The organism is Labrenzia sp. THAF35 (assembly GCF_009363595.1).
Taxonomy (GTDB): Bacteria; Pseudomonadota; Alphaproteobacteria; order Rhizobiales; family Stappiaceae; genus Roseibium; species Roseibium algicola.
In genome coordinates this window covers 2,560,516-2,583,213 of the sequence record NZ_CP045380.1, presented here as the reverse complement: position 1 = coordinate 2,583,213, position 22,698 = coordinate 2,560,516, and the positions used below count along the sequence as shown (strand labels likewise).

General features: G+C 60.6%; 15 protein-coding genes. 10 read left to right on the top strand and 5 right to left on the bottom strand.

Going from position 1 to position 22,698, the window contains the following annotated elements; all coding sequences use genetic code 11:
• Positions 1–334 precede the first annotated feature (334 nt).
• Entirely contained in the window at positions 335–6,646 is a 6,312-nt protein-coding gene (locus FIU93_RS11745; protein ID WP_152505662.1) for a hypothetical protein, read from the top strand.
• 49 nt (positions 6,647–6,695) lie between these two features.
• Complete coding sequence (locus FIU93_RS11740; protein ID WP_152505661.1) at positions 6,696–8,669, top strand: tetratricopeptide repeat protein; 1,974 nt, start codon at positions 6,696–6,698, stop codon at positions 8,667–8,669.
• Positions 8,670–8,700: 31 nt separating this feature from the next.
• On the opposite strand, the gene FIU93_RS11735 is transcribed toward FIU93_RS11740, so the two are convergent.
• From FIU93_RS11735 to FIU93_RS11715, 5 genes are read right to left on the bottom strand one after another with little or no spacing between them, the layout of a single operon-like run.
• Entirely contained in the window at positions 8,701–9,819 is a 1,119-nt protein-coding gene (locus tag FIU93_RS11735; RefSeq protein ID WP_209010347.1) for a DegT/DnrJ/EryC1/StrS family aminotransferase, read from the bottom strand.
• On the bottom strand, positions 9,816–10,733 hold the full coding sequence (locus tag FIU93_RS11730) for a Gfo/Idh/MocA family oxidoreductase (RefSeq protein ID WP_152505659.1): 918 nt from the start codon (positions 10,731–10,733) through the stop codon (positions 9,816–9,818). The genes FIU93_RS11735 and FIU93_RS11730 overlap by 4 nt, the downstream gene beginning before the upstream one ends.
• Positions 10,730–12,061 (bottom strand): glycosyltransferase, encoded by a 1,332-nt coding sequence (locus FIU93_RS11725; RefSeq protein ID WP_152505658.1) that lies wholly within the window; start codon positions 12,059–12,061, stop codon positions 10,730–10,732. The genes FIU93_RS11730 and FIU93_RS11725 overlap by 4 nt, the downstream gene beginning before the upstream one ends.
• Positions 12,051–12,893, bottom strand: a complete 843-nt coding sequence (locus tag FIU93_RS11720; RefSeq protein ID WP_152505657.1) for a 3-keto-5-aminohexanoate cleavage protein — start codon at positions 12,891–12,893, stop codon at positions 12,051–12,053. The genes FIU93_RS11725 and FIU93_RS11720 overlap by 11 nt, the downstream gene beginning before the upstream one ends.
• On the bottom strand, positions 12,890–13,486 hold the full coding sequence (locus tag FIU93_RS11715; RefSeq protein ID WP_286202423.1) for an acyltransferase: 597 nt from the start codon (positions 13,484–13,486) through the stop codon (positions 12,890–12,892). Before FIU93_RS11715 ends, FIU93_RS11720 begins: the two co-directional genes overlap by 4 nt.
• A 145-nt stretch (positions 13,487–13,631) precedes the next feature.
• Here FIU93_RS11715 and FIU93_RS11710 point away from each other — a divergent pair, with 145 nt between their 5' ends.
• The 8 genes from FIU93_RS11710 (at position 13,632) to FIU93_RS11675 (ending at position 22,525) form a co-directional block, all read left to right on the top strand.
• Positions 13,632–14,345, top strand: coding sequence for a class I SAM-dependent methyltransferase (locus FIU93_RS11710; RefSeq protein ID WP_152505656.1), 714 nt, complete (start codon positions 13,632–13,634; stop codon positions 14,343–14,345).
• A gap of 136 nt (positions 14,346–14,481) precedes the next feature.
• Entirely contained in the window at positions 14,482–15,558 is a 1,077-nt protein-coding gene (locus FIU93_RS11705; protein WP_023003168.1) for a hypothetical protein, read from the top strand.
• A gap of 11 nt (positions 15,559–15,569) precedes the next feature.
• On the top strand, positions 15,570–16,703 hold the full coding sequence (locus tag FIU93_RS11700; protein WP_023003167.1) for a hypothetical protein: 1,134 nt from the start codon (positions 15,570–15,572) through the stop codon (positions 16,701–16,703).
• A gap of 9 nt (positions 16,704–16,712) precedes the next feature.
• Positions 16,713–18,662 carry an ATP-binding protein gene (locus FIU93_RS11695; protein ID WP_152505655.1) on the top strand — a complete coding sequence of 650 codons (1,950 nt, stop codon included), beginning with the start codon at positions 16,713–16,715 and terminating at the stop codon, positions 18,660–18,662.
• Entirely contained in the window at positions 18,659–20,026 is a 1,368-nt protein-coding gene (locus FIU93_RS11690; protein WP_152505654.1) for a DUF6638 family protein, read from the top strand. Before FIU93_RS11695 ends, FIU93_RS11690 begins: the two co-directional genes overlap by 4 nt.
• Positions 20,023–20,691 (top strand): DUF1523 family protein, encoded by a 669-nt coding sequence (locus FIU93_RS11685; RefSeq protein WP_023003164.1) that lies wholly within the window; start codon positions 20,023–20,025, stop codon positions 20,689–20,691. The genes FIU93_RS11690 and FIU93_RS11685 overlap by 4 nt, the downstream gene beginning before the upstream one ends.
• A gap of 195 nt (positions 20,692–20,886) precedes the next feature.
• Entirely contained in the window at positions 20,887–21,567 is a 681-nt protein-coding gene (locus FIU93_RS11680; protein ID WP_209010346.1) for an HAD family hydrolase, read from the top strand.
• Between the two features lies 1 nt (position 21,568).
• Complete coding sequence (locus tag FIU93_RS11675) at positions 21,569–22,525, top strand: sugar-binding transcriptional regulator (protein ID WP_023003162.1); 957 nt, start codon at positions 21,569–21,571, stop codon at positions 22,523–22,525.
• Positions 22,526–22,698: the final 173 nt, after the last annotated feature.

Below are 22,698 nucleotides of genomic sequence, written 5' to 3'. Positions count from 1 at the left end.
CGTGCCAAAGACGCCCGGCAGCATTACAAAGCTGCTGCGGATCAAAATCTCTCGGCCAATTCCGCCAGACGGCTTCTCCATCAAGCTGCGTTTGCTCGGAGCCCCCTCCGCCAATACCGGCCCATGGCATGGCCGCGCCATGGCATTTCCTGCCCAGCGCACCACCAGCACCGGGCGAATTTTGCCTGGGGACAGCGGCAGATTTTGTCCGACGGGACCAACAGTCAGCATCCATTCAACAGGAGAAATCAGCGATTTTCGCCAAAACAGCCACTGGCACGGAAGTTGCTGAGCAGCCTTCGGCCCGCTATGGGGCTTTCTGGAACCTCCTTAAGTGACGACAATCAACGCCACGCCCAGCGCGGCAACCTTCTACGTCTCACCTGCAAGCACGTCGGTGTCTCCGGCCACGGACGAGCCATCTTCCGATACAACTTCCGGACAGACGACAACAGGATCTGGAACCAGCACCCTCACCTCGTCCCAGACGCTCGCCAGTTACGATGCGATCACCTACCAGGAAGTCAGCTCGGACGACGCAGACCATATCCGCGCGCTGACCACCACCCAGATCCGGCAACTGACGGCGGAGGACCTTGCCGCCTTTTCCGCGAGCGAGTTGCAGGCGCTGACGGCACCCCAGATCGCCGCCCTTTCGGCCACCCAGATTCAGGATCTTTCCGGAACACAGATCGAGGCGTTTTCGCCAGGTCAGGTCAAGAGCTTTGCGACATCCGTCCTTGCCGGGTTTTCCGACAGCCAGTTTTCGCATTTCGGCTCTGACGATATTTCAGCACTGACCAGCCTGCAGGTGAAGGCACTTTCACCCGCGAGAGTGGCGGGCCTGAGCCTGGAACAGTTTTCCGGCATGGCCAGCACCCAGCTTGGCATGCTGAGCGTGTCGCAATTTCGCAATCTGACCGTGGACCAGGTTGCGGCAATGACGGCGGAACAATCCGGCCAGCTGACGACCACCCACATGGGCAGCCTGACGATGCCGCAGGTGAAGGCGATCAGCGTCGACACGCTGCTGTCGCTCGCCAGCACCCAGTTCCGGGCCCTCAGCAGCCAGAGCATCGCCGCACTGACGACGACCCAGTTCGGCGCCCTGACCGCCACCCATATCGGCACGCTGTCGACCACCCAGGTAAAAGGGCTGACGCTGCCGGAAATTTCCGCACTGACGTTCTCCCAGCTTGCCGGGCTCACAGCCCAGCAGGTTTCCGTGCTGTCGACCAGGCAGGTCCAGTCCTTCTCCGAGGACCAGATCCAGACCTTCAGCCCCGGGCAGATCAGGTTTTTTTCCGGAACCTCCATCGGCGCCATGACGACCACGCAGATCGGCGCGCTGACGGCTCCCCAGATCGCAAATTTCAGCAAGGCCCAAATCCAGGGCCTCACCCAGACCCAGACGCGCTACCTGAACGAGACCCAGCTCGGCGCGCTGAACTTTTCCCAGATCGGCCAATTGACCCGGACGGCGGTGGCTGCCCTCGGGGCTCAGCAGGTCGCCTCACTGACCGCAGACCAGTTCGCGTCTTTCTCGGCAACGCAGATCACCTCGCTCAACAACGAGGTCATTTCCGGCCTCAGCGAGACCCGCATCGCAAGTCTGACCACCACACAATTCCAGGGACTGACCGCCGGCGACCTGTCGCTGTTTTCCGAAGACCAGTTCAAGGCGCTGACAGAGACCCAGCTGAACGCGATCACCGCAACCCAGGGCAAGGCGCTGAAGGAAACCCAGATCGCGCTTCTTACCGGCACACGCCTGAGCGCCCTGTCCAGTTTCGTGATAGCAGGGTTCAACGAGACCCAGTTCGACGCCCTGTCGACTGACCAGATCGGCGCCTTGAGCGTCAACCAGGTGCGCGGCATCGGCACCACGATGATCGCCGCACTGGATGAAACCCAGATCGGCGCACTCGGCTCGCTGCAGGTCCGCTCGCTGACTGCTCCCCAGATGCGGGCCTTTTCCGCCGGACAGCTCCGAACTTTCAGCACCGAGCAGATCGGCTCGATGGGCTATGCTCAGGCGCTAGCCCTGAACGGCACGACAATCCGCCAGCTCAGCAGCGAACAGATCGCCGCCTTCAACAGCACCGCCATCAAGGGCTTTTCCACCACCACGATTGCCGCTCTCGGACCGGAGCAGATGGAAGCGCTGTCGAGCAGCTTCCTGTCGAACCTGTCGACCAGCCAGTTGCGGAGCCTGACCGAAACCGCCTTCGCAAGCCTGAGAGCCGAGCAGTTTGCGGCGCTCGGCAACACGCAACTTGCCGATCTTGCCCCGGCGCAGATCCGCGGTTTGAGTGAAAGCCATATCGCGGCCCTGACGCCAGACAGGCTGGAAAGCCTGACTGCCACTGCCCTGTCGGGCCTGACCGGCTCCCAGATCGGGTTCTTCTCGACGAGCCAGCTCAGTCAGCTTGCCCCGACCCAGATTGCCGGTCTCTCAGGCCAGGCAATCGCCGCCCTTGGAACGGACCAGCTTGCAGCGCTGTCGATAACGCAAGTGGCGGCTCTCACCGGCGCACAGGTGAAAAGCCTGACCGCATCGGCGGTTTCATCGCTGTCGTCCGATCAGTTCCAGGCATTGTCCACCACCCAGATTGCAGCCCTTGCCGGCAACACCGCCGGCCTGACGGATGCTCAGGTTTCCGCCCTGCAGGGCGAGCGCCTGAACGCCCTTTCGGCAGCCGGCATTTCGTCCCTCGGCTCCGGCCAGATCGCCGCTCTGACACCGGACCAGATTGCCGCGCTGAGCAACACACAGGTTTCAGCTCTTTCCAGCACCGCCGTCGGCCAGTTGAGCACGGCGCAATTCGACGCGTTCACGACAACGCAGATCACATCCCTTGTCGCCAATCAGGCCAAGGGCCTGACCCGGGACCAGATTGCCTCCCTGTCGACAACACAGGTGGCAAGCCTTGCACCTGCCGCACTAGGCGCCCTCGACGGCACCCAGACCGAAGTGCTGTCTTCGACCCAGGCGGCCGCGCTGTCTGCCAAACAGATCGGCTCGCTGTCGACGTCCGGGCTTGCCGGCCTGAACAGCGACGTTATTGCAGGGCTTGAGAAAACCCAGATTGCCGGACTGACAGCCACCCAGACCGCATCTCTCGGCGCAACCCAGATCGCCGCATTGTCCGCGGACCAGCTGGCCCAGTTCAGCTCCGTGCAATTGCGTGCCCTGACCCAGACGCAGATGGCGGCGGTGACGGCGACCAAACTCGGCTCTCTGTCGAACGCGCAGTTTGGAGAACTGACGGCAGCCGCAATCGGCGGCTTGCGTGAAGAGACCATCGCCGCCCTGACGACGACACAACTCGGCTCCCTGACAACGACACAGATGAAAGGCCTGACCGACGAACAGGTCGATGCGCTGTCGCCCGAGCAGATCCTGGCGCTGAGCGACAAGCAGATCGGCGCGTTGTCTGCAACGGGTCTTGCAGGTCTTTCCGCCTCCGACGTGTCGGGCCTGACAACAGCCCAGTTGAACGGCCTGACAGGGGTTCAGTTGAAGGCCTTGAACGCAACCCAGTTCGAAGCCCTGGTGCCGGATCAGATCGCGGCGCTGACAGCAGCCCAGATCGCCAGTTTCAACGCGGCGCAGGTGACCCGCCTGACAACGGCACAGGTGGAAGCGCTGACCACCACCCAAACCGCAGCCCTTTCTGCCACCGGGATCAAGGGCCTGACCCGAACCGCAATTGCAACCTTGAGCGATGCCCAGCTGGCCGCCTTGACCGGCACGGCGATGGCGGGCCTGGCCACCACGCAGATCCAGTCTTTCAGCACCGGCCAGATATCCGCCCTGTCGGCAACACAGGTGAAAAGCCTCAGCGCCGGAACGATCGGCGCGCTCAAGGCCACTCAGGCAGCCGCCCTCACTAACGAACAGCTTGCAGCCCTGAGCACCACACAAATTGCGGGCCTGGGTGATGAAGCCCTTGAAGCCTTTTCGAGTGAGCAGATCGCGGCGCTGTCACGGTCGCAGATCAGCAGTCTGAGCACCGCGGCGCTGACCGGACTAACCACCACACAGACCGCCTCCCTCTCCACATCACAGATCAGCGCGCTCACGAGAACGCAGATCGGATCGCTGGCGGCTGATCAGATCGGCGCTTTCACGACCAGCCAGATTGCCGGGCTGACGACCACCCAGGTCAGCGCCATATCCGGAGACGCTGCTGCAGGCCTGAGCCCGGCGACCTCCGCCTCCCTGTCGACAACACAACTGAACGCGCTTTCAGCCGCAGCCTGGAAAGGCCTTGCTCCGGCAGCAGTTTCCGCACTCTCGACCAGCCAGATATCCAGCCTCGCTGCAATCACCATCGGCCTTCTGAACGGCGATCAGGTCGGAGCGCTATCGACCACGCAGATCGAGAGCCTGTCGAAAACGCAGATGCAGCGGCTTTCCGCCGAAGGTCTCGGCGCCATGAGTGCCGGGCAACTGGGTGCTCTTACCGACAAGCAGATCTCCGGCTTGTCTTCGAAGGCCCTTGCCGGTCTGACCCCGACCCAGGCAGACCAGCTTGGCCCGGACAAACTGCTGTCGCTGACCTCCGAGCAGATATCAGGGCTCTCCACGAGCGTCATTTCAAGCCTGGCGCCGGGCACGATCGCCAGCCTCAGCACGCATCAGGTAAAGGCCCTCACGGCAAGGCAGACAGGTGCCCTGACAACTGAGCAGGCCGCCGCCCTCACCGGCAATCAGATCGCTGCAATGTCGACAGCCGGTATCGGCGGACTTTCGTCCACGGTCCTCTCGAGCCTTTCGCCGGAACAGATCTCCCGCTTCGATCCGGATCAGGTCGCCGCGCTTGCCCCCGGCGCCCTGGCAGGAAGCGGCACTGCCGTGCTTTCCAGATTGTCCGCGGAGCAGTTTTCCGCATTGACCGCCGGTCAGCTTGCAGCTCTCAAACCAGCGCAGATCGCGTCCCTTGAAAGCGGAACGATAGCCGGACTGGCAACGACACAGATTGCGGGGCTGTCGGCAGCGCAAGTCGGCGCGCTCACCCAGGATCAGATCGGAGCGCTTGGCACACGTCAGGTTGCGGCGCTGACACCTTCCGGCCTGTCCGGTCTGGGGGCCGATCAATTCTCCTGGCTGTCAGCCGGCCAGCTCGCCATGTTCAGCGGAAAGCATGTTGCCGGGCTTTCGACAACCACGATTGCCGCACTCGATGCAACGAGCCTTGCAGCTTTCTCCGGCGGACAATGGGCGAGCATGACCGCCACTCAGGCTGCAGCCTTGACGGCAACGCAGATCGGCACACTGACGCCACTGCGGGTCTCTCAATTGTCGCTGATCGAGATGGGGGGCCTTTCCAGCTCGGCAGCCGGTGCCCTGTCCGCCCCTCAACTGGCCGCGCTGACAACAGGACAGGTTTCGGCCCTGTCCCAAAATGCGGTTTCCGGCCTGAGTGCGGCACAAATCAGTGCGCTGTCCGAAGACCAACTCACAGCTCTGACGACCAGTCAGATCGAGGGATTGTCCGGAGCAGCGCTTGCCGGGCTTTCGCCAACGACGCTTGCCACCTTCACAGATCCGCAATTCGGCGCACTGTCGGCCACCGCGCTCAGCGGACTGAGCACCGGCCAGATCGCCTCCCTTTCCAGCACACGCATCGGCCTTTTGACGCCCGCCGCAACCAGCGGCCTGACCGGGGCGCAGGTCGCCTCCCTGACCACCGACCAGTTGGCCGCGCTCAAGCCCGCGCAGATTACGGCTCTTTCGGCCAGCGGCATCAAGGGACTGACGGCAGCGCAGCTCTCCCAGTTCAACTCAGGTCAGCTTGGCGCCCTCGGTTCGACCGGACTGGAGGCCCTGACCGCCACCGCCATTGCCGGCCTGACGCTGTCGCAACTGAGCTCGCTCTCCACCTCGCAGATGGAATATCTGTCGGCGTCAGCGATCTCCGGTCTGAGCGCGGACCAGATCGGCGGTCTGGCGACAGCACAACTTCTCGCTCTTGCCAGAGAGGCCGTCTCCGGCCTGACGGCAACCCAGATTGGCGCCTTGTCTGCAGACCAGTTCATCGCCTTCACCTCGACCATGATCGGCGCCCTTTTGCCGTCGACGATTGCGGGACTTTCGGAAAACCAGATCGAAGCGCTGACCCTGACCCAGATCAGCGGCCTGAGCGCTGCGCAGGTCGGATCCATTTCCACCAGCGCGCTGGCGGGGCTGTCACCAGATGAAATCGCCGAAATGAGCGCGTCACAACTTGCCGGTCTCGTGCGTGTGCAGTTGCGCGCCCTGTCAAATGCGCAATTCACGGCTTTGACCCCATCCCAGATCGCCTCCCTCAGCGCAAACCAGGTTTCCAACCTGACCAGCAGTGAAATCTCGATCCTGTCGTCCACCCAGTTCGGAGCGTTGACCTCGCGCCAGGTCGGAGCACTGACAGTCACGCAGCTAGGTGCCCTGGCACCGGAACGCATCGGAGCCATGTCTTACGCCCAGCTGTCCGGCCTCACCGGAACCCAGATCCGTTCGCTCAGCGCGCAGGCGATCGCTGCCCTCGGCCCGCAGTCGATCGAAGCGCTCGACGCTGACCAGATCGGACACTTCACAGAGTCACAGATCGCGACCATGACACCTGAGCAAATCGCCGCCATGGCTGTAGCGGTCTCCTGATCTTTGCGCCATCATTCCGACTCACCAGACACACCCAGGACCGCCACGAATGGCAAATGAAACCAGCCTGTCGATCGTTGAACTCATCGGCGCGGCCGAGGCCCTGAAAGGCAACGGCTCCTTTGGTGCCGCGGAAGTTCTCTATGGCACCTGGGTGGCACAGAACCCGGATGACCCACTGCTGTATGCAGTGCTTTTCAACCAGTCTGTGCTGTTTTCCGAAACCGGTAAGCTGACGGCTGCGCGCGAGACCCTGGAGCGCGCGTTGAACCTCAATCCGAGCTTTCATGCGGCCCATATCAACCTCGGCCGTGTTCTGGAACAGCAGGGGGATATCGGCGCGGCGGTTGGGCAGTGGAACACAGTGCTGGAACAGACCCTTGCGGTGACGCCGGCTTCGCTCTCCGTTCGACTGACGGCCCTCAACCAGATTGCCCGCACACTGGAAGCCGCCAACCAGGATGTTCTAGCCGAAAGCATGCTGCGCCAGAGCCTGGAACTCGACCCGCACCAACGGGAAGTCGCGCAGCATTTCATTGCCCTTCGGCAGCGCCAGTGCGAGTGGCCGGTGGTGCAGCCGCTGGAACGGGTAACGCCTTCACAGCAGGTGCGGGCCATGTCGCCCCTTTCGGCCGCGGCCTTCAGCGACGACCCGCTGTTTCAGCTTGGCCTTTGCGCCGACTACAGCCGCCGGGACGTCGGAACGCCCTCCGCCCCCATGAAGGCATGGCCAAAGGCCATGGAGCACGACGGCCCGCTGCGGATCGGTTACCTGTCGTCCGATCTTCGCGAACATGCCGTCGGTCACCTGATGGCGGAAGTGTTCGGCCTGCATGAGCGGTCCAAGGTCGAGGTCTTCGCCTATGATTGCGGCCCGGCAGCGGATGATCCGCTCAGCCGGAATTTCCGGGAAACCACCGACAACTGGCGCACCATTTCCGGCATCGACGACGAAGCTGCCGCGCGGTTGATCGCCGAAGACGGCATCCAGATCCTGATCGACGTAAACGGCTATACTCGGGAAGGCCGCACGCGGCTGGTCGCACTGCGTCCGGCTCCCGTCATCGTCAACTGGCTCGGTTTTCCGGGCACGACGGCCAGTCCGTTCCATCACTATATCGTCGCCGACGACATCATCATTCCGCAGGACCACGAGATCTATTATTCCGAAGAGGTTCTGCGCCTGCCCTGCTACCAGCCGAACAACCGCAAGCGCGTCGTTTCCGAGCGCATCTGGCAACGCTCCGATTTCGGACTGCCGGAAGACGGCACGGTGTTCTGCTGCTTCAACGGCAGCCACAAGATCACGCGGTTCTGCCTGGACCGCTGGTTCGCCATCCTGAAGAAGGTACCGGGAAGCGTTCTCTGGCTGCTGACCGGCGGAACGGAAACCGACCAGCGTCTCAAGGCTTGTGCCGAAGCGGCAGGCATTGCTCCGGACAGGCTGGTTTTTGCCGGGAAGATGGCCAACCCCGACCATCTGGCACGTTATCCGCTTGCCGACCTCTTCCTCGACACCACACCCTATGGCGCCCATACCACCGCCTCCGATGTCCTCTGGATGGGCGTGCCGGTCCTCACGATTGCCGGAAAATGTTTCGCCGCACGGGTCTGTGCGAGCCTGGTCACCGCCGCCGGTCTTCAGGAGCTCGTCTGTCCGACGCCGGAAGATTACGTGAAACGCGCAGCAGACCTCGGCAAGGACCGCCAAGCGCTGCGGGATCTTCGTCAACGCCTGACCGAGAGCCGGGACGACTGCCTCCTCTTCGACACGCCGCTTCTGGTTTCGAAACTGGAAGATCTTTATGCTGAAATGTGGCAGGCGTGCCGCAGCAATACGCTGCCAAAACCCGATCTCAGCGATCTGGACGCCTTGCTCGAAGTTGCCACCGGCATAGACCACGAAACGACAGACATGCTGGCTGTGGCCGATTATCCCGCCGCCTGGCGCGATCTTCTCATCGCACGGCACGAGGCAAGGCCATTGTTCAGCCGCCGGTTTCTGGACTTTACCGGGGCCTGACCAACATCAGCCTCGGGAACGAGTGGGGTGTTCAGGCTTGGACGAGCGCGCCAAGTCGTTCCACGGTGAGGTTCACCTGTTCATCCGCCAGGCCAGGATGTATGGGCAGACACAGGATCCTCTTTGCCAGCATGGACGCTGTTTCGAGGCGACCAGACCGGCGGCAATGCTGCAGAACCGGCTGGTCGTGCAGCGGAGCGGGATAATGAACTGCCGTTTCTATGCCTGCCTCTCGCAAACCTCTGGCAAGCGCTTCGCGATCCTCCAGAACGACGGCATATTGCGAACGGGCACTGCCTGCCATGTCCGGACTGCGGACATAATCCAAACGACCAGTCTCCCGGAGTGGTTCGAGGAGCCTGTCGTATAGCGCACCTATACTGCGGCGACGATCCAATGCCCTGCTGAAACGGTCGAGCCGCGCCAGCAGGGCAGCGGCGGCGATCGAACTCATCCTGCCGTTCATCCCCAGCCGCAGGTGATGGTACTTGCCGCCTTGTCCATGGTCACGGATCTCGCGAAGCGCGCTGGCGAGCGCCTCATCATTGGTGAAGACCGCTCCGCCGTCCCCTGCCCCGCCGAGCACCTTCGTCGGAAAAAAACTGGTGCATCCGAGCCCCGCTAGATTGCCGCTCCGCCTGTCTTCCAACCCCGCCCCCAGGCTCTGGGCAGCGTCTTCGATCACCGGGATTCCATGCCTTGCGGCAATCGAATTGATGGCTTCGAAGTTGGCAGGCAGTCCAAAAAGCGAGACCGCGACGATGGCCTTGGTGCGGCTGGAAATCGCTGTTTCCAGTTCATCCGGGTCAAGCAGGCCGGACGGGTGCAGGACGTCCACTAGAACTGGCTCCGCACCGAGCACAAGAGCGCTTTCCGCCGGCGCGATAAAGGTAAAGTCCGGAACAATGACTTCATCACCCGGCCCGATGCCGAGAGCCATCATGGCCATTTGCAGGGCCGTCGTTCCCGAAGCACAGGCGACTGCAAACCTTGCACCAGTTATCCCGGCAAGCTTTTGTTCCAGCTCGGCAATTTCCGGACCGCCGACAAAACGCCCATGTGAGAACACCCTGGCGATACCTTCCAGAGCCTTGGCCCGGACAGGTTGCCATTCGCCAACCACATCGGCGAAGGGAACAATCACCTTCACGCCGCACCTTCCGGTAGCTTGGAGGTCTCGAATGCGCATCGTCTGATTGCGTCCGACAGTCGAAGTACAGCGAGCGCCTCTTCAGCTGTCGCCAGTTCAGCCGCGTCACCTGCTCTGCTCATGACAAAAACTTCGGCCTGCCGCGTCAGTGGGTCCGGCCGTCCATCGGGCGACAACGCAAGAAGGTCGAAACAGCGCGTTTCATCTCTGTCCAGCCTGACGTCAAGGCTGCGCCTCCGTTCGCTGGCTCCATGGACCGCAGCCAGCTCATAGGACCTGTCGCCAAAACCGAGACGGCAGCAGACATGATCCAGGCAGCCTGCCGTCCTTCGGCTCTCCAGCACCGTTATCTCGCAGTCACTTGTTCCCTCGAGTTTCACGATCCAGTCCAGATCATGCACCATCAGGTCGGCGATCACGTCCGGGCCGCCGGCAACGCTTTGCATCCGGGACAGCCGTTGCACGCGCACCTTGCCCGAGCGCTTGCGCAAGGCGGCCATCGTGCTTTCGATGGCCGGGTTGAAACGTTCGACCTGCGCGACCGATAGCCTGGCGCCGCCGGTGCGGGCCGCGGCAATCATCGTCTCTATTTCTCCCGGGCACAGCGACAAAGGTTTTTCGACAAGGCAATCGATGCCGCGCGCGAGCAACGGAACGGCAGCCTCGGCATGCCTTTCGACAGGAACCGCAATAACGGCAGCTGCAAAGTCGTTGGCGAGACCATCGATCGATCGCGCGAACGGGATCCCGTTTGCAGCCATCTCTTTGCCCTCGTCTTCATCGACGATACCGACAAGAGAAACGCCGGGCATCTTGGACAGGCATTCCATATGGAGCTGGCCCATCTTGCCAAGGCCAACCAGCAGCACGCGCAATGGTTCCTCGGAGACAATTTCGGCAAGATGCAGGGTCACGATTTCGGCTTCCTGAAGGACGCTATCTGCCGGCGGCACGGCTTGAGAACCTGCTTCTCAAACCCCTGCCAGGCCATCCGAACAGCCAATCCTGGAAATCTGTGTCTTTCCAGTTCCCTCTTCAGACCCTGCAATTCCCTCCTCAGGCCCTGCACTTCTCTTTCCAGTTCAGCGATCCTCGCCTTGTGTCGCGCATCATTGTTGGCAGCGACTGCCGTATCCCGCTCCAACTGAGCTTTCGCCGCCCTGAGGTCTGCCTGGGCCAGGTTTTTGCAATGTTCCGCCTGTTCCCTTGCCTTCACCCGCGGTGCTAGCTGACAGACATAGCGCGATGCGGAGGTCAGTCTCTCACTATCGTGCAGCGTACCGGCAACATCATTCCAGTGTTCAATGGTCCTGTGGTAGATTTCCAGCCATCGATCCACGGCTGCCTCCAGGCCGGCGTTCGCCCTGATCCACTGTGTCACCGCACGCGCATCCGATGCGTCGTAACGCTCCAGTTCACGCTCGATCTTGTCCTGATGCAAAAGCTGGCTCTGCAAGGTTCGGATGCCGAAATTCAATCCGCGCATGCTTTGCAGATTGGAGGAGCTAACAAGTCCGCCAAGTTGACCGTAATCCATGACGACAACGGCACATCCGGATGCCATTGCCTCGATTGCAGCGCGCGCCTTTGCAAAGACAACGTCATAGTCCGCCAGGATGGTCTCCGGGTGCGCGGCGGAGCGGCCGGAGTTCTGTCCAACGATATCGACGCGCTCGATGCCCATGCGGGTGCAGGCGTCACGTATCGCCTTCGGGACCTGAGCCGCAGAATTGCTGAAGACAAGCGCGGACTTCGGCTTGTCCGGAAGGTCCCGCACCTTTCTGAAGCGGTCGAGATCGACAAAATTATGCAGGACCGAGATCTGGTCAGCCGGTACGCCCGCACTGGTCAGAAGACGTTCCCGGCACAGGTCATCAACCGCGACATAGTGCAGAATGTTCGGGAAGACCGGTGGCCATTCCTGCCAGGGAATCCAGCCGTGACAGGTATAGGTGACCGGCACTTGCGGAAAACGAAGCGCGGCCGTCATCGTTTCCAGATGATGCTGCCCGTGGATCACATCGGGCACCGCGGACAGGTCCCGCAGGTCGTCAACGACAGGAATCGTCGCCGCTCGGAGACGGTCTGCAACCGGGCCAAGGCTCTGGCTGTAAGCAACCGGGAAGTGCCCGCGCCGCATGAGGGACAGCGCCAGATCCCTGAGATAAAGCTCCGACCCGGCTGGTTGATCCAGCGTGTTGTTGGTCATCAGGATCCGGAGCGGACGACGGTCAGCCTGCATGAGGCGTCATCCCGAGCGCTTCGCGAACCTGCGAGGCAGAGGCAAACCGCTTGCCAAGGAGCGTGCAGAGCTCGCTTACCCGGCTAACCAGTTTCTCGTTTGTAGCCGGTTGCGTTCTGTCCGCGTCAAGCCACAGAAAATCCTCCAGACCGGTGCGCACGCCGTTTCCGAACAAGAGCCCCAGCGTGTTGGCGGCAAGCTGGCCTTCGCCGATCCCGCCTGCACACCAGACGGATTCTGGAGGCAGATCCTGCGTGATCGCCGCCAGATGCAGGGGCGTTACCTGTGCACTACTGAGATTTCCGAGCAGCACGTTGAAATAGAAGGGAGGCTTCAATATCCCGCGGTCTGCAAGATACCTGGCGTAATTCACCATGCCCGCATCAAAGACCTCCAGCTCGGGACGAATGCCGCGGTCTTCCATGGTCTTTGCAAGACGGACAACCATATCCGGTGCGTTGATACTTTCGGTGCGGGTAAAATTCAGCGAGGACAGCGTGAGGCTGGCCATGTCGGGCCTGAGGTCCCCTGTCAGCAGCAAGGGGTCTGAACGTTGTTCGAACGCCGGGAAGTTCCGACCGCTGAGGGACACGCAGATGATCACATCCGGGTGCGTTTCCCGGATACCTGCGATGATCCGCGCGTATATGTCTTTCCGGAATGTTGGCCGGCCATCCTCGTCTCTTGCATGAATGTGCAGGATCGTCGCGCCAAGGTCCGCACACAGGCGGCAGTCGGCGATGATCTCGTCCGGCGACAGCGGCACGGCCGACGACATGGCACGGGTCGGCACCATTCCCGTGGGTGCAAGGTTCAGGATCAGGTCCTTCATGGGGATTTCTGAGCTTGCCTGTCCTGTCCGTCGGATCTGACACGAGCCGGATTACCAACCACGAGGGCACCCGGAGGAACGTCCCTGGTCACAACACTGCCGGCACCGACAACTGCATTTGCGCCCACACGAACACCTGGAAGAATGCGGCTGCCACCACCGATCTTCGCTCCGCGCTCGATATAGGGATAGACCATCGGTCCACCTTTCAGCTTGTCGTTGAGCGTGACGACTTGCGGGCCGATGAACACGTCATCTTCAACAGTAACCCCACGTGTAATATGGCAGCCGGTCTGAATGGAAACATTATCGCCAATGACACATTCGCAAATATTGCAATGCGACCCGATAGTAGTTCCAGAACCAATGCTTGCATTCTTGTGAATTATCGTCATGGAACCGACACGTGTACCGGGTCCTATTTTCACGTTTTCCTGCACCTCCGTGAGTGAGGCATTGTAAAAAAGCACGTCGGGAAAACGTTCTTCTGGCGTTTCGGATTGGCTCATGTGATTTGACGGGGCTGTTGTTGTTGTTTTTGAAGAGCAGGTCTGCGGAACAATGGCATAGCCGTTGACGACGTGAAAGGTCAAAAGCTTTCAAATACGCCTTTGCCGCAGATGCTGTTTCGCGGTAGTCCACATGCCCGTTCCCGTCCTGTTACGACAGGACAACCACCACGAACCGCGAGACCTGACACCTTCACACGGAACGTGTTGCGGGCAGACAGACAAGGCAATGAAGACAGCATCGGATCAGCAAAAAACAAACGTCCAGCACCTTGGCGAGAAGATGGCGCTCGACCACGGATTTCTTGGCGTGCCGACCCAGACCTTCGATGAAGGTGGCAGACGTCAATTCGCAGAACTCCTGCGCGAAGGCTTGTCGCCCGAAACGAGCGTGCTGGAAATCGGCTGCGGTTGTCTGCGGACCGCCTACTGGCTGATTCCCTTTCTTGGAGAGCAAAACTACTGCGGTATCGAACCGCACCGCGACAGGGTGCGTTGGGGACTTGATCTGTTGTTTGATGATCAGGTCCTTCGACAAAGACAGCCGCGTTTCGACCACAATGCCGAATTCGACCTGTCCGTGTTCGGTAAAAAGTTCGACATGGTTCTGGCGGGGTCCATCTGGACCCATTGCAGCAAGTCTCATATCCGCACGATGCTGGAGGGTTTTCTCCAGAACTCGAACGAGAATGCGGTTTTCCTCGTTTCCTACCTCCCTGCGAGGTCCCCGGAAGAGGACTACAACGGCACAGCATGGGTCGGCACAAGCCATGTTTCCGATGAACCGGGGATCGTTCGCCACAGCAAGTCCTGGATCGACACCGAGTGCACCAGTCTTGGACTTCGTGTGGATTTTCTCGACCGGAAGGCCTTCGACGGACAACTCTGGCTGCGGGTACAACGGGCATCCAGCATCGGCTTTCCCGGCCGTCTTCAAGACTGAGCCGCTTCACGCCGTCCAAGAAACACGCCGCAAGCATGTGGAACCATGACGTTTCGGCAAGCGCGTTGTAATTGTATTTCCAAGAAGACTTGCTAAATAAGAATCACTTTGAAAAAATTTTATCCGGAAGGGGCCCATGGCGGATTTCAGCGCTCAGATTGAAAAGTCGAAAAAGGAAGTTGCCGCCGCGAGGCAGAAGATCGACGAGCTGACCTCGAAGATCGAAACCGCGAAGTCCAAGCTGGACACCGGGCAGGACATTTCCATCGACATCGAGAACGCGTCCCTGGACGATGTTCACAAGCACACCGAGCTCATGGGCGCCAACATCGCCGAGCTCATCATGGGTCTTGACGATGTCACCGCGACCTTTTCCAAGGACTTCGATGCCATGCGCACGAAGACCGGATGGGAAAGCTTCATCGGCATCTTTTCCAAGCAGCGCTCCGACAGCATCCGCCAGGAACGCATGCGCTCCGCCAGCATCGACGACAAGCTTCAGGACCTGATCACCAAGTCCAATGTCATCGGACAGCTGCTGCAGGAGCAGCTCAACACGCTGAACGAACATTCCAAGCGCGTGGAAACCAACCTCAGCGAAACACTGAGCCAGCGCGAACAGACTGTCGGCACGCTGGAGGAAATCAAGGCCAAGCTTGTGGCCATGGATCCGGACGTGATTGCTCTGGAAAACAAGATTTCCGTGGAGACCGATGCCTCCGAGCGCACCAAGCTTGAGAGCCAGCTGGCGGAGATGAACGCCGAATACAACCGCCTGGCCCAGGAAGAGCAGGTCAAGCTGGCCGAGAGCCAGACGCTGGAACGCTACATCGAAAAGGGCAAGACCTGGGTCGACAGCCTTCAGAACCAGGCGGCCACCCAGATGGTGCTGATCAACAAGCTGCAGACGGACACAAAGCAGCGCGTCGTGCTTTACGATGCGCTTGTGAAATCCCTCAAGACGGCCCAGCAGCAGGATATCGCCCACAAGATCAACGAGATCGGCGTGGCCACCGACAAGGAAGCCCAGTCCGCGATGGCCGCCATCGGCTCGGCAACCAACCAGCGCATGGCCGACATGATGGAAGCCCATGAGGACCACATGGTGTTCGCCCGCAAGGTGCTGGAGGAAAAGGCCAAGTCGGACGAGCGTTTTGCGCGCCGGTTCCAGCAGATCGTCGAGAAGCACGACAAGAACACGTACGGGGCCTGAGGGTCTGAACCGTGGATCTGACCCTGGACCACAGAACCCTGGAAGAAGCGCATGAAACACGGCGCTACTTCGCCAAGTTCGAGCGGATCATCTCGCATTTGCAAGGGGTGGCGGAAAGCGTCATCAATGAGAACACCGCGCTCGCCTCGGAAATACCGGTTCTGAAAGAGTACCTGGAAGCGCTGTCGGGAACCTTCACGGCGCTTTCCTACAAATATCTGCTGGCGGGCCGCGTGTCGGACATGCTGCCCTCGCTTTTGAACATCGACCGTCAGGACAGCGGCTTCCCGATCTATCAGGAGCTGCTGCAGATGGCGAACGACGCCATGCAGGCGGACAAGCATTTACGGTCGCTGCCGGCAATGCGCGAACTCAAGCTGGAGATGGTCAACCATATCCTGCGTGAACAGTCCTCGCCGACCAACCTGCAGTTTGCCGCCTCGCAGCGCCAGTATTACGAAGAGCTCGCCAAGGGCGACCTGTTCTGGGCACGGAATGACCCACGTCTGGCCTGGATGGGCAACGTCGTCGACAACCGCCGCCTCTACAGGCTGCATTGGGCCGTCTATGACAGTCAGCAGAACATTCCGCTGATCTACATTCTCGACCTGGAAGACAGCGGCAAGTGGCCTCTGGCCAAGGACGAGCGCCGTTGGCCGCGCGTCCAGAGCCATCTGACCGCGCAATCCTCCGCGTCCCTGAAGCTGGTGACAATCGCTCGCGGCTTCGACCGCGACTTCGATGACCTGCATCCCAAGCGCCTGCGCCGGTTCTTTCTGGGGCCGATGTACAGCCACACGTTTACCCAACAGTCCGGTCCGCTGCGCGACGTCCTGGCCGAAGCCGCCGGTCGTCCTGGAGAAGACTGGGCTCTGGCCTGGACGACCGAAACCCTGGTCGCCTCCGGCTCCGAGTTCGAATCCGCAGGCTTCTTTTCGTCGGTCGAGCGGCAGATCTACCAACTCGATCCGCTGTCGGCGCACAATCCGGCATCACAGGAAGTCGCAGGCCATACACACCAGCAGCGATCGCTGATCCTGCCGCAGCGGCCTTATCAAATTCTGGAAGAGCGAAACCCGCCGGGCTTTGCCAATATCCGCAAGTATGTCGTCAGCCCTTCGGGCAAGATCCTCAGTTACAAATAGGTTTTTCGCGTGACCCTTTCCAACGACCTCATGGAACTGAAAGAAGACAAGATCCGCGAGAAATACGCCTTTGCGGAAGCAATGCTCCAGGGCTTCGACCACACCCCGCGGATCGCCAAGAAGTCGGATGCGCCCGTTGCACAGGACCGTTCGCCCGGCCTTGGCGCCCGCCGGCGGTTCCGCTCCACGACGCCTGGCCTCGTCACCCGCTCCACGGCCCGTCCCGAAGGTGTGCAGCTTTCAAACCGCATTCTGGAATGCGACGACGATGCTCTGACCACCCCGCTTCAGGCGAGCGTTCTGCGGTCCCTGCGCCGGGCGCTGGCTGTCGCCCAGGTGGCGTCCGACCAGTTTGCCGACCAGACCGGCCTTGCCGAGCTAAAGCGCGCCAACCTTGCCGGAACGCTGGACGCCTCGCAGAAGATGCGTTTCCAGGATCTTCTGTCGGCAACGGCCATGATTGCCTTGCACGTCTTTGCCAACATGACGGACTTCCTCCTGTCGGGGCTCTCGGCCGAAACCGGTGAAACCGAAGTCCAGTGCGGCGACGTCGAGGAAATCCTTTTCGACAACGACCAGCTCGCCCTTCATGGTGTTCTCTGGGAGCTGGACCAGGAAATTGCCGCCGCCGCGATTGAAACCGATGCCCAGTTGATCGGCCTGGTGACGTCCTTCTGCGAACAGCTGATGGAAAAGGTGACACTGCGCGCGGAAGGTGTCAGCGTGCTGCAGGCGTTCTCGGAAAGCCGTTACCGCGTGGAAGCGGACAATTTCGAGATCACCGGCTTCACGCCTTCCGCACGCGCGCACTCGACCACGCTCGCCATGGCGTTCAAGAAGCCGGAAGAAGTCGTCGGCAACCACATCGCCAAATACCAGGCAATGAAGCTTGCCAAGATGCTGATGGCCTACGATTTCGACCGCAAGCTCAACCCGTTCGCGGAACTCGGCGGCTTCATCTTCACCTTCATGGGCGACGGCAAGCCGGGCACCGGCAAGACAACCCTGATCCAGATGATGGCCGGCATGGTCAACGACTATTGTCAGGTCGCCGGCTATCCGTTCCGCTATCAGAACCTCTCCACGGAAAGCATCGACAGCTACCAGGGCAAGTCTGCCCAGAATGCCAAGGCCTTCATCCGCAATGTCACCGACCCGAATGTGATCGGTTTCGGCACCATCGACGACATAGACCAGCTTGCCGGCAAGCGCGGCGATCGCCAGTCCTCCGCCGGCCAGCTCGAAATTACAGCGGTCCTGATGGAGAGCTTTGCCGGTGCCAACACTGTGGTGCGCGGCAACTGCACGTTCGGCATGTTCTCCAACTATCCGGAGAACGTCGATGACGCCCTGCGTCAGCGCGCCGGCGCCCGCTTCCTGGTCGACGGCCCGCAAAGCCGCGAGGACTACATCGACATCCTGCATCTGCTGATGGGCAAGAACCACTCGATTCCAGTCGGCGACCATGATCTTTTCGAGGCCCAGGCTCTGAAGAAGGCCGTTGCGGCGTCCTACGAGCGTCACTCCCGGCCACAGGAAGATGCGCTGACGAAGGTGTTCGACAACGTGCGGGCTGAAATCGGTGACCTGGACACGATCGCCAAGCTCGGGACCTACCTGAAGGCCATCCAGCAAGCGGACGAACGTTTCACCGGCCGGGCGATCAAGAACATCACCGATGCCGTGAAAGTGCGGGCGATGGACTTCGAATTGCCGGATGCCTGGATGGAAGATCCGGAACTGTTCCTGTTCAAGGACTACGAGACCAAGAAGGCGATGATCGCCGACCTGGCGCAGCCGATCACCGTCGACATGGTCATCCAGGAAATCAACCGCTACGCGGACAGCGAATTCCGCTATGCGGACAAGTCGGACGAGGTTGCCATCGAGAATGCCGTGCGCGAGATGCAGCGCATGGAAGAAGCCAAGCGCCGCTACATGGAAATCACGCGCACATGATGAGGCTCGTCAAACATGGCTTGATGTTCGGCAACCTCTACGAGGTCTCCGCACCGTCCATGGTGGCCCGCTACAACCGCGCGCTGGAACACCTGACCGGCAAGCGAACGGCGCTCGAAGCCTTTCACGTCGACATCGCCGGATTTTCCCCGGAGATCGGCGATGAGCTGGACGACATCCACTACCTCAATCCGCACGGCTGCAACCGGCAGTTCATTCTGCTGTCGATCGAACAGAAGACCGCACCGCTGCTGAACGCGCGGTTCTCCACGTCGCGTTCGATCCTGAAACGCTTCATCGAGGACAATGAGGAACAGCTCTTTGCGCTGTCGATCCGCGATTGCGTCGTCGGTGAACTGGTCAACTCGATCTATTCCATCACCTCGCCGCAGGATCTGTTTTATATCAGGGCGATCGAGGTGGAGGCCGACACCGTCGGCGGGCATTCCGAAGCAGGTGATGAACTGGCCGACAAGATCGAAGCGTTCATGAGCGAGCCCGACGGCTGGTGGGACGATGTGCTGATCGCGGACATGATCGAGCTTTCCAAGCACACCGGCGACATCATCCGCACCCCCTTGGCGATCAGTTCGAAAAGCTATGAGCAGGGAAATTTCCATACCTCCCATTTCGGCGGCCTCTACATCTTTCGCGATGTGAAGGAAACCGCATGCATCGCCTCCAGGCGCATGGACATTGTCGTCGACCTGCCCGTGAAGCACCTCTTCAGCCTGGAAGACCGCTACGAGGTGGCCGATTTCCTCAATCGAAACCAGTTGGTGGAGCCTATCCTCGATGCAGGCGGCAGCGTCGCCAAGAGCCTTTTGAAACAGAAACTGGACTTCATCGTCATCGACACGGCCGCCAGCCAGGGCGAGGATCTGTCGGACGTCTCGCGGCGCGACCTGCGTGCTTTGAGACGCAAGTATCACCAGCAGCTCCCCGCGGAATATCACGCCCTCAACGACATCGTGCACAGGCTGGAGCTGAAAGACGACAAGCTGTGGGTCGAACCGGAAAACGCGGCCTATTTCTACCTGCTTCGCTCGCGCAATCACCGCGACAAGAACCTGGTCAACATGCTGCTGGCCGAATTGACACCGCTTGACTTCCGCCAGCTTTTCATTTGTCACAAGGACGCATTCTACGGTCATTACCGAAGCTGGAGCGAAGCCAAGAAGAACTACGCGGTCCAGTTCCTTGCGGAAGAATATATGGTCGACAAGGTCGGCACGCGGCTGGAACTGTTCGGACCGGAGGCCGCCATGGCGGAAGAAGACCAGGCCGACTACGGCTTCGGCAGGAACATGGGGCCGTGGGGTGCAATCCCCGGAGAACAAGACGGCGAGGACGGCGCACAATGAAGTGGATCAAATGGATAATCGGCATTCCGCTCCTGCTGATCCTTGTCGCCTTCCTCCATTACACGTTGCCGGGACGTGATGTGGTTCGGATCGTCGGCACCGACGTCAAGCGCATGGACATCGGCGCTTCGTCGCTCTTCTGGGCCGCCCCCGATGCAGGTACCAACAAGAACTGGACACGGGACGTCCGCTTCATCAATACGGTCTGGCCGAACGGCAAGCCAAGGGTCTATCGCAACGAAGACACCGACTGGGGCTGGCCGCCCTATTTCAAGTTCGACAGCAGCAACATCACCGCCCAGGCGCAGGATCTGGCCAAGAAAAGCGATGATGTCTGGATCGCCGTCACCCACTATGGCTGGCGTGTGGAGCTGTTCACGATCTTTCCCAATGCCATCAGCATCGAGGTTGTCTCCGGGCCGGATGTCTTCCTGATCCCCTGGTTCAATATCCTGTTCGTCGTGGTGCTTGTCGCTCTCGCCTATCTGATCATCAAGACCGTCAACGCCTTCAAGAAACGCCGGATCGACCCGGTGGTCGACGGTATCGACGACTTCATGGACGATGTCGGCGATAGCGCCGAGCAGGCCCGCGCCAGCGCCCATCGTCGCGCGAGCGAAGCCACGAGCGGCTTCCGCCGATGGCTGAAGCGCTGGTTCGGTTGACGAGACCGGAACGGCGTGCCTCTCTGTCGGCCGTGCTCTCTGCACCGCCCTCATCCTGAGGAGGACCGCCAGGTCCGTCTCGAAGGATGGGCTTCATACTCCTGAGCAAGCGGCCCATCCTTCGAGACGGCGCTTGCGCGCCTCCTCAGGATGAGGTCGCTCGTTTTAACTTTCCAATCGGCAGGAACCCCGAGTTTGAATCAGCCAATCGACCTAGTCATCTTCGACTGCGACGGTGTTCTCATCGACAGCGAAGTCATCAGCGCGCGCATGCTGGTGGCAGAACTCGCGACGCGGAACGTTCACATCACCATGGACTACGTCGCTCACCATTTCCTGGGTCGAAGCTATCCGGTTGTCCTGCAGCAGATCCGCAAGGAATTCGGTGTCGACCTGCCGCCGGAATTCGAAACCGCCTACCGGGCAAGCCTTCTCAGCGCCTTTGAAGCGGAGCTCAGACCGATCGACGGCGTACGGGAGGTGATCGAGAACCTTGGCGTGGACTATTGCCTTGCGACCAGTTCCAGCCCGCCGCGGCTCGCCAGATCGCTGGAGATAACCGGGCTGACGGATCTCTTTGCCCGCCGGACCACCACGGCTTCCGAAGTCGCTCACGGCAAACCCGCGCCAGACCTGTTCCTGCTGGCGGCAGAAAAACATGGCGTCGCACCGGAGCGCTGCCTGGTGATCGAGGACAGCGAAAACGGCATCAAGGCAGGGCTTGCCGCCGGTATGGAAGTCTACCGATTCATTGGCGGTTCGCACCTTTCCGGCCTTCTGAATTCGGCCACTGCCACTGCGGGTGCCGCGCAACTGTTTGCATCTTTCGGCGAATTCTTTCAGCTTAGGCCGGATCTGAAGAACAACGGCAACTAAGATGAAACAGAAAATTCCTGCCGAGGCATCCCGTCTCGATGACGCCGCCCGCGCCGGCTGGTTATACTATGTTGCCGGCAACACCCAAGACGAGATCGCCCGCAAGCTCGGTGTATCCCGCCAATCGGCACAGCGGCTGGTTTCGCTTGCTGTCAGTGAACGGCTGATCAAGGTGCGGCTCGACCACCCGATCGCCAACTGCATGGAACTGAGCACCCGCCTGACGGAACGCTTCGGACTGCAGAGCTGCGAAGTGGTTCCCAGCGACCCGGACGCCCCGTCCTCCACGGTCGGCATTGCCCAGGCGGCCGCCACCGAGATGGAACGTCATTTCCGCTCCCAGAAACCCAAGATCATCGCCTACGGCACGGGCCGCACCTTGCGCGCTTCGGTGGATCAATTGCCGATGATGGATTGTCCGCAGCACCGCATCGTCTCGCTTCTGGGCAACATGATGTCGGACGGCTCGGCCTCGGCCTACAACGTCATCATCCGGCTTGCCGACCGCATCAATGCCCGGCACTACCCGATGCCGCTGCCCGTCTTCGCCCGCTCCCGCGAGGAACTGCAACTGCTGCATAACCAGGAAGCGGTGCACAATATCCTCGATCTCATCCGGCAGGCGGACGTTACTTTCGTGGGCATCGGCAACATGGGACCGACTGCACCACTGACGGTCGACGGATTCGTCAGTCACGACGAAATGCGCGCACTGGAGAAAGCCGGTGCCATCGGCGAGATTACGAGCTGGGTCTACGACCGAAAAGGCGCGCTGGTCGAAGGACTTACCAATGACCTGGTAGCCAGTGCCCCCCTGCTGCCGGCCGGAGAGAAACCGGTTTACGGAATTGCGGCGGGCGACGGCAAGGTGCCGGCCATGCTGGGAGCGTTGAACGGCAAATTTGTCAATTGCCTGATCACCAACGAGACGACCGCTGAGCAATTGCTCAAGCTCTGAGCGATTTCTCAATATAAATAACTATATGAATTTTAAAGGCTTTTCGCAGTGCAGCGAGAAGCCTTTTTTGTTTTAGGCGATTCACATCTTGACTCGGGGTGCGAATTGGAGCGAATATTTGCCCGCAAGAATGGCAAATGCCCAATCTCGCTTGGGAGGAAAATATGGCATTT